The sequence below is a fragment of the Lysinibacillus sp. fls2-241-R2A-57 genome, assembly GCF_030209535.1.
Lineage (GTDB): Bacteria > Bacillota > Bacilli > Bacillales_A > Planococcaceae > Lysinibacillus.
This window is the reverse complement of the sequence record NZ_JARVRU010000068.1, coordinates 1-11,284: the sequence shown is the minus strand read 5'-3', so window position 1 is coordinate 11,284 and position 11,284 is coordinate 1. Positions and strand designations below refer to the sequence as shown.

General features: G+C 35.2%; 9 protein-coding genes. 5 read left to right on the top strand and 4 right to left on the bottom strand.

Annotated elements, in window-relative coordinates; genetic code table 11:
- The first annotated feature begins 251 nt into the window (after positions 1-251).
- The 4 genes from QRN68_RS12660 to QRN68_RS12645 all read left to right on the top strand — a co-directional run bounded on the left by QRN68_RS12660 (position 252) and on the right by QRN68_RS12645 (position 2,868).
- Positions 252-824, top strand: a complete 573-nt coding sequence (locus tag QRN68_RS12660) for a TetR/AcrR family transcriptional regulator (RefSeq protein ID WP_285397254.1) — start codon at positions 252-254, stop codon at positions 822-824.
- Positions 825-841: 17 nt separating this feature from the next.
- Complete coding sequence (locus tag QRN68_RS12655; RefSeq protein WP_285397253.1) at positions 842-1,222, top strand: DUF5367 domain-containing protein; 381 nt, start codon at positions 842-844, stop codon at positions 1,220-1,222.
- A gap of 69 nt (positions 1,223-1,291) precedes the next feature.
- Positions 1,292-1,654, top strand: a complete 363-nt coding sequence (locus tag QRN68_RS12650; protein WP_285397252.1) for a VOC family protein — start codon at positions 1,292-1,294, stop codon at positions 1,652-1,654.
- A 281-nt stretch (positions 1,655-1,935) separates the two neighbouring features.
- Complete coding sequence (locus QRN68_RS12645; RefSeq protein ID WP_285397251.1) at positions 1,936-2,868, top strand: C40 family peptidase; 933 nt, start codon at positions 1,936-1,938, stop codon at positions 2,866-2,868.
- Positions 2,869-3,595: 727 nt separating this feature from the next.
- Here QRN68_RS12645 and QRN68_RS12640 read toward each other — a convergent pair.
- Together QRN68_RS12640 and QRN68_RS12635 are read right to left on the bottom strand one after the other, a co-directional pair.
- Complete coding sequence (locus QRN68_RS12640; protein ID WP_285397250.1) at positions 3,596-4,981, bottom strand: UDP-N-acetylmuramoyl-tripeptide--D-alanyl-D-alanine ligase; 1,386 nt, start codon at positions 4,979-4,981, stop codon at positions 3,596-3,598.
- A 148-nt stretch (positions 4,982-5,129) separates the two neighbouring features.
- Positions 5,130-6,524, bottom strand: coding sequence for a UDP-N-acetylmuramoyl-tripeptide--D-alanyl-D-alanine ligase (locus QRN68_RS12635; protein WP_285397249.1), 1,395 nt, complete (start codon positions 6,522-6,524; stop codon positions 5,130-5,132).
- A 149-nt stretch (positions 6,525-6,673) separates the two neighbouring features.
- Between QRN68_RS12635 and QRN68_RS12630 the strand changes: the two genes are divergently transcribed.
- Positions 6,674-7,879 (top strand): ATP-grasp domain-containing protein, encoded by a 1,206-nt coding sequence (locus QRN68_RS12630; RefSeq protein WP_285397255.1) that lies wholly within the window; start codon positions 6,674-6,676, stop codon positions 7,877-7,879.
- A 105-nt stretch (positions 7,880-7,984) separates the two neighbouring features.
- Here QRN68_RS12630 and QRN68_RS12625 read toward each other — a convergent pair whose 3' ends face one another.
- Together QRN68_RS12625 and QRN68_RS12620 are read right to left on the bottom strand one after the other, a co-directional pair.
- On the bottom strand, positions 7,985-10,255 hold the full coding sequence (locus QRN68_RS12625; protein ID WP_285397248.1) for a YheC/YheD family protein: 2,271 nt from the start codon (positions 10,253-10,255) through the stop codon (positions 7,985-7,987).
- A 261-nt stretch (positions 10,256-10,516) separates the two neighbouring features.
- Positions 10,517-10,876, bottom strand: coding sequence for a hypothetical protein (locus tag QRN68_RS12620; RefSeq protein WP_285397247.1), 360 nt, complete (start codon positions 10,874-10,876; stop codon positions 10,517-10,519).
- Positions 10,877-11,284: the final 408 nt, after the last annotated feature.

Below are 11,284 nucleotides of genomic sequence, written 5' to 3'. Positions count from 1 at the left end.
TCAGATCCTTCTAATTTAATCAAGGTGGATAAAAATGGTTAATCAACACACCTGAAAGGTTATCTTTTCTAATCAACATTGCTCCACTTATTTCAACAATTCAATTTTTCATATAATAAAAGCCCTTCAATCGATCCATCGCTTCTTCCAGTCTATCCGTACGTTTGAAAATGCACTTGTCAATAAAGGAATTTTTTTGTTATTTTAGTGTTAGTTATCCAACTAACTAATAACGAAGGAAGTGTACATGAATGGCAAAACCTACTGGTATCGAAAAGTCGGATTTGTTAACTGCTGCCAAGCAAAGTTTAGTTGACAAAGGAATTGAAAAATTTACATTAAAGGCTGTTGCCGAGCAAGCTGGTGTGACACAGGGAACCATTTATTATCATTTCAAAACAAAGGAACATATCATTCTAGAAATTATTCAAGACATCTGTGAAAATTCTTGGAATGAAATTTTGGCAATCGATCAACAGATGATTCAATCTGCGCTTATTTCTGCAAAGAGTCGTTATGATAATGATGCCTTTTACCATAAATTATTTTTTACCTTAATCGTCTTTGGCTTCACGAATCCGTCAATTAGACAGCAGATTGGACAAATTTTAACAACCGAAAATGAACATTTAAGTGACGGTTTAAAAAAATTATGGGATACATCGCCAATTGATGGCGTGTCGATGGATACTTGGAGTATTTTTTTTAACGCCCTTATTGATGGTCTAGCTATACAAGTGATGATGCGAGATGACTTCGACATAGATGCACTCTATCAACAATTAGAAAAAATTCTACAGACATTGTATCGTCTAGGAAAATAATTTGAGGAGGAACCACTATGCGATTCTTTTTATGTTGGGGGTTTGGGATTTGGCTTATAGCAAGTGCTGTATTTCGATTAATGGGACAGTACTTTTTTATCTTTGAGAAACCTTTCCTCATGATAGGTGCTTACATTTTGGCTATTCCGCTCATTTGGCTAGTAACTGTCCCAATCTATTCTCTAAAAAAGAAATCGGGCTCAAAACAACTACAAGCAGCAATTTGCATCGCATTACCAGGAATGCTCATCGATGCAGTCGTATTATTATTTTTTGATACTATTTTTACGAATTTACCAGCTGACTTAGATCGCTATTTTGCTTCATGGCTGCTATGGGCCTATTCCCTCATCCTTCTAACTGGTTTCATTAAAACTTCATTTCGGACAAATCACTAGAATTTGAAGGATTTAACATTTTCATTCTAGAAATAAGTATAGAATCATTAATTTAAGGGGGAGTAAAAAATGATTATTGGCTTACACCATGTTCAAATAACTATTCCAAAAGGTCAGGAAGATCAGGGCAAACATTTTTATTGTACGACGTTAGGGTTAAAAGAGATTGAAAAACCAGATTCTCTAAAAGGTCGAGGTGGATTTTGGTTACAGGTCGGCAATAAAGAGGTACATGTAGGAACAGAGGATGACTTTGATAGACTAACGACAAAAGCTCATATTGCCTATCAAGTTGAAAATATAGATTATTGGAAAAAAGTATTAGCTGAACATCATATAGAAATATTAGACTCAGTTCCTATTCCTCATTTTGAACGCTTTGAATTTAGAGATCCATTTGGTAATAGAGTTGAGATGATTCAAGAAATTTAAAAGAGTCCTCATTGTACTGCCTCGAAAATGTTAGTGATTTCTCTAGCATTTTCGAGGCAGTTGATCCTCAATCTACACATAATACATCCTACTGAAACATTTGTAATGAAACTGTAAATTCCCGCGATGAAGCCTTTTATATCAAGTGTTTAAAGCCTATTCCAATTAAGCGTGGTAACATTTACCTCGAAGAAGCCCTACTTTTTCATGCTACGATTAATTCCAAGGCAAGCCAAAACAGGATTTAATCCTAACAATAGCTTCAGGAGGTAATTGACAACATGAATAAACGATTTTTAACAACAACATTAGCATTGACGATAGGTTTTAGCACATTGGGAATGGTACAACCAGCTGTCCATCCAATAGAAGTAGAGGCAGCAACAACAAATGCTCAAAATAACGCACAGGCTGTTGCTGCGAAAGCGGATCAATTAATTCAAACTGGAAAAAGCTTAATTGGTAAGGCGACATACAGTAATACTCAATACAAGCCTACATATCCATATAAGTTTTCTTGCGCTTCATTTTTAATGTACATTTTCGAGAAGAACGGTGTTGATCTTGGGACTTATAATGAAGATTATATGATGCAGCAAGGGACATACGTAGCGAGAAATCAATTACAAAAAGGTGATTTACTATTCTTTAAGAGTAAAAAGACAGGGACAGATCCTGATCATGTGGGTATGTATATTGGCGACAATAAAATGATTCACATGGCTGATTCTAAGCAAAACATTGTTATTTCTGATTTAAACAGTAAACCTTATTACAAAGATAGTTATGTAACTGCCCGCAGAGTATTACCTACTTTACTTTCAGCTAATCCTGCAACGAAAGGTGATAAAATTGTTGAAAACGCCTTTAATTATAAAAATAAAGTAACCATTAGCTCAACGAATAACGAATCAAATCTACGCTTTACAGCACCAGGATTCGTAGACTTTATCTATCGTAAGAGTGGAATTAAACTTGGTACAACCAATTTAAAAGAACTAATGAACGTTGGCACAACGGTTTCAAGTACCAATTTAAAAAAGGGCGATTTGGTGTTCTTTAATAGTGTGAAAGGCTCTAAAACTCCATCATCCGTAGCTATCTATGCAGGAGATTCTCGTCTCATCATTCCGAATTCTGATGGTGTTACTACGAGAGTACTAATGGTTGACTATTATAAACAGCATTATATTACAGCCAAACGTGTGTTTTAAGCAAGTTCAACTCTGCTTTCTACCAATAAAATCATTTCTAATGCCTTAAATTTGTATCTACATGGACCGAAATGTTTAATAGTATAAATGAGAAAAGAAGTATTCCTCTATTTTGAGGATACTTCTTTTTCATGTTGTTGAAAAATTATTATGGCAATTAAATTAAGGTGTCCTATTAAATAAAGTGTGTCTCTTCGGTAAAACGTCGGGTTGATTTCCGTTCCGACTGAGCGCTTTCCTGCGGGCGTCCAACCTCCACTCCAATTAACCGCTTCACATAGCATGTGGCATGTCACTCTTATATATAGTGATAAAAACGAAACTTCAGCAACAATTGTTTTCTGCACGAAAGCGAAGCGACAGCAACAATTGTTTTCTGCGCGAAAATGGAGTGGTAGCCGCAACAAAAGCTCAGGAAGAGGCTAGATGCTCCAAAATGCCGAGAGCATCATGAATCAGTAATAAAATGCCAAGAATCGCGCCCTTAAGAAAGTGAATAGCTTGGAACGGAAATCTCCATCATTTAAAGTGCCACAACATTCACAAAGTTTCCCGTGAGCCTATTGTTTTTCAACCCTATGAAAAGGCTGAGACTTAGGTAAATTTTTAAAGCCAAATGAAAAAATTTCACATCAGAAAAGCGCAAGAAATCAACGTTTCTAAAATTGATTTCTCGCGCTTTTTAAGGTTTTAACCAGTTATGTCCCAGTCTCTTTTTTCTAGCTTATTATTTATTTTTTAACTGATTCGCAAATTCAATCATGGATTTACTAGACATGGGACCTTTAATAAGGACAATTGTATCACTATCAAGCTTAGGCTTAAGTACATCTAAAACTCCTGTCACGTTAGTAAACTTATGAACCTCTGCCTTTGTTCCTTCCTTCAACGCTTGATTCGCAATATTTTCTGCTCTTTTGCCAACCGTAATAAGCGTATCAACATTTCTGGCCGAGACCATTGTGCCAATCTCTCGATGATATTTTTCTTCGAATCTACCTAATCGCTTAATGTCACCTAAAATAAGAATTACTTTTTTCCCTTTACCTATCGAATCTAATACCTTTAAAGCTGCTTCAACAGAAGTCGGGTTATTTGTCCATGTATCATCTACAATAGTACAATTCCCAATACCAGTTGAAAACTCTAGGTGTCTTGCCATCGTTTTGAACGTTTTTAAATGCGAAATAGCGCAGGCAATTGACAGTCCCATTTCCTTTACGGCAGCTATAGCCGCTAATGCATTATATACTTGGTGTTCTCCGTATCCTGGAACGAATAAATTGTACTTTTCATTGGACACGTTTAGTACAAATTTCATGCCATCTTTTGTAAATTGAATGTTAGTCGCTTGATAATCTGACTTTTCGTGTACGCCAAAGGTAATAATCTTCCCTGTAAATTTATGCAAGGGGATTTTTTTAATGTTCTCATCATCACCATTAATGATTAACGTGCCACCTTTTCTGATTCCTTCTAAAATTTCTGCCTTTGCTTTTATATAGCCGTCAAGATTATTACATCCATCTAAATGATGGACACCTATATTCGTAATAATACCAATCGTAGGCTGATAGATCATACATTGGTGTTTTATATTCCCTACATTTCCCAAACCCAATTCGAAGATAGCTGCTTTTGTTTTCTGATCGATCCCAGTCAAGTACGGTAAAGATTGCCGTGGCTCATTTTTACTGCTCACAGATGCTTGAACATTCCATTCCTTACTAGCTATGTGTTTAATCATTTCTTTCGTTGTCGTTTTACCACACGTTCCTGTTAAAGCAACCACTGGTATTTGAAATAGATTTCTGTAATATTCAATGAATTTCCAATAGGTCTGCACAATACTCTTAACGCGAATAACGGTCGTATTCTTCAGCGATTTTTTCAATTCTTCTGATGATTTATCCGAAATGACTAGAGATGGGCCCTTTCGATCTATCTCTTGCCAGTTGATTGTATCATTTTTACTAACAAACATAAGTGTATGATTTTGTGTCAGTTCATGTCGGTTATAATAAATTGCATGTTTTACAGACCAGAGTTCAGAGCCGCTTATTAATTCTCCATGCAATATTTTTCTTATATCGCTAACACTTATATGTTGCAAGTTAACTACGCCCCCTTTCTATAAAGTATATTTCTGTATAAATGAGCTAATATATGACCATGCTTCTACATTTCTTAGCAATTGGCTATTTGCATGCTCAATCTAATAAATGATGAAAAATAACATTTATTTAGGTGATAAGAAGAATCTAATCAGAAGTAGATGATTTTTTTATTTTTAAATCATCTGCCAACTTCGAAACTTCCCTACTGTACATATCTCCTTTAATGAAAAGAATAGTGTTTTCATCTACAATTTCATCTAACAATTTATAGACGCGCGTACTATTTTTAAAGATATAAACAGGTGAAGTAAGTCCTGCCTCAATGGCATGAACCGCCATAATGCTTGCATGTTCCCCTATCGTAATGAGTACATCGACCCCAATTTGACTGATTAATTCTCCTGCTTGCTCGTGAATAATATATCCCCAAGACCCTAAATCTGTAATCGTTCCAAGAATGGCAATCTTTTTCTTGCCTTCTCCGAGAGCATTCAAAACCTTTAATCCTGCCTCCAAAGAAGTTGTCGTAATATTCCATGTATCATCTATTAATACGGAATTATTAATGCCCTTAAATACTTGAAGTTGCTTATTCAATTTTTTGAATGATGGCAGTCTTTTTGCTGCCAACGAAATCGGCAAATCCATTTCATAAATAGCTGCAATAGCAGCAAGGGCATTATATACTTGATGCTCGCCAAAACCTGGTACAAAGATTTCATAGAGTTTCTTCTTGTGATGGACGTTGAACAGCATACCATTATTGTGGTAGCGGATATTACTTGCTCGAAAATCACAAGATTCATGCTTACCTACTTTAATGATGCGTCCTTTAAACTTCGATAAATCTATTTTATTTATGTTGATATCCTCAGCATTAAGGATTAATGAGCCTGTAGGACTAATAATGTCCAACATTTCACCCTTTGCTTGGATATACCCCTCTAAAGTTTTGCAATAATTTAAATGATGTGCTCCTATATTTGTAATAATCCCAATAGTAGGCTTGAAGTATTCCCCTGCATTTCGGACGTCCCCCGGTGAACCAACAGCAGTTTCAAAAACAGCTGCGTCGGTATCATCATCAATATTCAGTAAATATTGCAAAGAAGCGGTTCTAGAATTACTACTAAGTGGCGTGGATACTACATTTTTTTCATTAGAAAGTATATGTTTGATCATTTCCTTTGTCGTCGATTTACCAGAAGTACCAGTAATGGCTACGATAGGGATATCAAATTGATTGCGATAATAATTTACGAATTTCCAATATGCCTCATCTATATTATTTACTTTAATGATGGTTATTTGCTCAGGTATTACATATTGACTGTATAGTCTATCGGTTACAAGGACTATAGGATAAAATGGCTCTAAGTCTTTCCAGTTGACAATACGCTTACTCATAAAAAGTAAGGTATTTGGTCTTTTCACTTGCTTCAGTCGATAAGCTCCATGTTGAATTAACACTTCCTTCGACCCTTGCACTAATCGGCCTGCAGTAATGACTGTTAAATCCTGCACCGTAAGAGGCTTCATATTATTTTTCCCTCCCTTCCACTCTAGTATATGTAACTTATTAAAAGTTGCTTGGATGTACACGAGATACTTAACTAGAGGAAACCTATTTCTTCGCATATATATATAGTTGATTACACATCTAAGTAACAATAGAAGGAGTGATATACCTGAAAACGATTATATTTATCGGCACTAACAAATCTGGGTCAAGTCGCGAAGCAACAAAAGCAGCAGAAAAATTAGGTTATTTTACTGTACTTTTTACTAACAACAAAAAGCAATTACAGCAGAGAAAAGCCTACCCAGATATTCATCAAATGGTTCTTATTGATACTTCGAATATAGAAAACATGAAAGTTGAGATTCATAATTTAATTAAATTCGGATTAGAAATAAAATCTATTGTTAGTTTTGTCGACCCTTTTGTCCATATTGCCTCAATTTTATGTGATGAATTTTGTGATAACTATACATCTTCAACAGCTATTGAAATGATGGAGGATAAAGAGAAAACTAGAAATTTTTTAAAGAATCAGCCTTATTCGCCTAAGTTTTTTCTTCTCAAGCCAAGTGAGGCCGTCTCTAATAACTTTGAATTCCCACTTATTGTGAAATCTCCAAAATCAACAGGCTCTAAAGATGTTTTGTTAGCAAACGACTCAAGTGAACTGAACAAACACCTGAGCTATCTACGAAGTAAAAATCCTCGTGAAACACTTATGATTGAAGAATATATCGAAGGTCCGCAATATTTAGTAGAAGCACTTGTCTATAAACGTCAAGCTAATATCATCGGTATTATCGAACAAGAAATTACTCAAGGTAAACGTTTTATCATTACTGGATACGGTGTTCTCGTTAAAGCTCCAAAAGAAATTCAAAGTGGTCTTGAGGAAGTTCTCAAATCTATTGTAAAAGAGTTTAACATCGAAAATGGTGCTTTGCATTTAGAGCTTCGTTTAACAAAGAACGGCTGGAAGCTTATCGAGATTAATCCTCGAATTTCAGGGGGGGCAATGAATACTATGCTTCACGCTGCTTTTGGATTTAGTTTAGTGGAAGAAACGCTTAAACTATTCTTAGGTGAACAGCCCGATATCAAACCAAAGCATAGAAAGTTTGTTTATACAAAATACATCATTGTAGAAAGTAAGGGTATTTTAGAAAAAGTTCTTGGAAGAAATAGAGCAACGAATTCACCAGGAGTTGTGGATGTATATGTGAAGCCAAAAAGAGGGACATTATTGACCCCTCCTTTATCGATGGGACATCGTTATGCATATGTAATTGCGGAAGGCGCAACATTAGCTGAAGCAAAAAATAAAGCCATAGAAGCCGCAAAAGAAATAAAATTCATTCTCAAAGCATCTTAGAATTAAAGTACTTTCTGAAAATGCTCTCATACAATGATTTATTTAACTAAAAAAATATCCCGAGTAATTGCTTCCTTCAAAGGGCAATTACTCGGGCTTTTTTATTTATTCTTGATATTTTTGATCTAAAAATTTAACCGTATCAAACATATTCGTTTTACTAGCACCCTTTACTAAAATGGTGTCGTTAGGTTTTATGACTTTCTCCAAGAGGGCATGCAATTTTTCCTTATCTAGGAAATGATAAATTTTAGAAGGATCCATCCCTTTTGCCTTCGCTGCCGCTCCCATTTCCTCCGTTCTAAAGCCATAAGTAATGAATAAATCTATGTCTTGCTCATAAATGAATTCGCCTAATTTACGATATTCCTCTTCTCTCAAATCCCCTAATTCTCGCATTTGTCCAATAATAGCAATTTTACGTTTCTTCGCTATATTTGAAAGAACGTCAATAGCGGCACGTACGCCCTGCGGATGTGAGTGAACAGTATCATCAATGATCGTAATGTCATCACGACAGTTATAAATAGTTAATCTTCTAGGTGGTTTTTTGAAATTCAATCCTGCTTTAATATCTTCTGGACTAAACCCTAAATAATCTGCTACCGCAATGGCATTTAGCGCATTATAAACATGATGTTCTCCTAAAATTGGGATATACATGGCAATTTCCTGTCCTTGTAGCTTTATTTTAAAGGTCATACCGATGTCTTTATACTGGATATCATAAGCATTATAGTCAGCTGTACCATGAATACCAACTGTTAAGATTTCCCCTTTAAACTGCCGTTTCTCTAAATATTTCGAATTCTCATCATCCTTATTCAGGATTAATAAACCGTTTTGGTCCATTCCATGGATTAATTCCGACTTTGCCTTGGCCACACCTTTAATATCTCCGTCAAAGTTGCCCACATGAGCTAAACCGATATTTGTAATAATACTAATATTTGGTTGGATAATGCTACAGTGATTTGTTATGATGCCTGGGTAAGCCATCCCGTACTCAAGCACAACAGCCTCATGCGAATCATTAATTTCTTCTTTATGTTTTTTCGTATGCTCTGTTGTATTCCAATAATCTTTTGACTCAAAGATATTCCATTTTTTCGATAAAATAGAGGCAAGGAATGCTTTTGATGTCGTTTTTCCAGCACTTCCGGTAATCGCAATAATCGGTAAAGCCTTTTCTCCAGCTATATCTTTATTTTTCTTCCGTTGCGTAATTTCCCTTTTAACCTCAACTATTTCTTGATACTCCTCTTGTTGTGTAATCTCCATTTTAACTTCGGCTATATCCTTATTTTTCTTATGTTGCCTAATCTCCCTTTTAATTTGTTTCTGGTTCTTAGCGAGGTACATTGCATACCTTATAGTATTAATGACCACATCTAATTCTAAATAAAAAGCAGGAGGACAACCTGGTCGCCAGTTCACTTCATACATCCAAATTTTTCTTTGCTCATCTAAGCCTATATCAATGCCAATTTCATCAATAACTTCGCCAAATTGCACTATCTGAATTTCATCTAAATGTCGAGCCAGTGACAAGGAAAAATGCTCTAACATACGCCGAATATCATAGGCTTCGTCTTTAAATTCCTGCTCTAGAAAAGGATCTAAATAATTAGTAAAGCCACCATTGTTAATATTCGGTATAATCGAGCCATTTGGTGCAATTCGTGGATAAATTGTCGTTATAACCCATTTACCTTCACCGTCTTTTTGAACGTGAAGACGAAAATCATATATTTGACCCGATTTTGTTATGGATTGGATAAAAGGCTGCACGATAAAGGTGCCTGTAGTAAGTTGCCCTCTAATTAATTCATCTAGCTGTAACTTTGAACAAACAGTAGTTTCCCTATCCTTCCTTACCTCAAAGTTAGTTCTCCCTACTTTCGAAATAAAATAAATCCCTTTTCCTTTCCGGCCATCTATCGGTTTAAATACGACTTTTTTATAATAAGCCATAAAATTATGGAGTATATCAACATTTTCCACAATCTCAGATGGGATTAAATATTTTTCAAACTCCTTAGCTTCCTCAAGACGCTTCATCACATTCCATTTATTACCTATAGAGTAAGTTGTAAAAGGGATTTCCTTTTTCAATTTATCAATAATGTCCTTTGATACCGATAATTTTTCGGGACTTCCCGCATTGTATATGACATCTGGGAAGGGCATCATTTTATCATGCCAATCACCATTCTCATATACCTTTCCTCTAATGGAGCGTTTATCAAAGTTAACGCTTTTTGGTGTAAAATAAAAAAATTGAGCTCCCTCTGCTTTTGCGACAGCCGCATATGCATATGACTTAATAACTGTTCTAGGATCTAAACGATGATGTAACATTCCAATAATTGTCATGCCATGTATCTCTTCCTTTCATCTAATTCTCTCTCTAATAAATTCAGCTAATGTAACGTGCATATAGACATATGCTCTAATTTTTATGTTATTTTAGTAACATGTATGTTAATTAACCATCTTTATCTATTTTAAAAGACACTGATCTCTGCTGCGGGCAAGTATCGGTTAAAAATGGGCATACACTAGCAAACTATCAACAAAAAAATCCCTTTATCGATCAATAGTGAACACGCCTCTTTTAGGTACTTAAAATTTCATTCACCATTTTGGCTCAATGATTAATTTCCCTTTTAACATTTCAGGCTTTAATAACTGAATCGCATATATACCACTTAATTCAATAGATTTTTCCGTAGATGTTTTTTCTAACCTCACAACATCTGCAATCAAATTCGTATCCCGGTCTTCATAATCAAAGGCACGTAAAAGCGAAATAGTTCCACGGCAACGCTCCCTATCAATAGCCTCTATACGAAAAAACTCTGTTTCAAACTGCTTTACTGTATCCAATAATTTTAAATGAGTACCGTTGTGTGTTACTAAAAAGAAGGGTATCGTATCACTTCCCACTATTTTCACAAGCAGCTGTCCAAAGTATTTAGAATGAAAATCTTTCATCATATCCTGGAGTGCTTTTATGTCGTAGAGTGCATCGCATAAAAAATGGTTTCTTTTGTTGTCATTATTCAATTCCCCCAGCCCCTCCCCGGTCTTAATGAGCCATCTGTCATCAATGAATCCATTACAAAAATATTTAATACCTTCTCGTTATAATATGTAGAGCTTAGGAATATGACGACTTTTTTCGTGAGAGAAACATCAAAAATGGGGAAATTAAATAAACCTAAATAAAGAGGAATTTAGGATGATAACAATTGAAGGCATTTCTGATGGAATAAATCCGTTTTTTAAGAAAGCAAATATGAGTAACTCATCCAATCTTTCATTAAATTTTTATTAAAAAAGGGTTCTAATCGAGTAGGAGGGAGTGATTAACTCCCGACCTCTCACACCACCGTACGTACG

Coding starts and splice junctions, on each gene's coding strand:
- QRN68_RS12660 (WP_285397254.1), top strand. CDS start 252: ATGGCAAAACCTACTGGTATCGAAAAGTCGGATTTGTTAACTGCTGCC.
- QRN68_RS12655 (WP_285397253.1), top strand. CDS start 842: ATGCGATTCTTTTTATGTTGGGGGTTTGGGATTTGGCTTATAGCAAGT.
- QRN68_RS12650 (WP_285397252.1), top strand. CDS start 1,292: ATGATTATTGGCTTACACCATGTTCAAATAACTATTCCAAAAGGTCAG.
- QRN68_RS12645 (WP_285397251.1), top strand. CDS start 1,936: ATGAATAAACGATTTTTAACAACAACATTAGCATTGACGATAGGTTTT.
- QRN68_RS12635 (WP_285397249.1), bottom strand. CDS start 6,524: ATGAAGCCTCTTACGGTGCAGGATTTAACAGTCATTACTGCAGGCCGA.
- QRN68_RS12625 (WP_285397248.1), bottom strand. CDS start 10,255: ATGACAATTATTGGAATGTTACATCATCGTTTAGATCCTAGAACAGTT.
- QRN68_RS12620 (WP_285397247.1), bottom strand. CDS start 10,876: ATGAAAGATTTTCATTCTAAATACTTTGGACAGCTGCTTGTGAAAATA.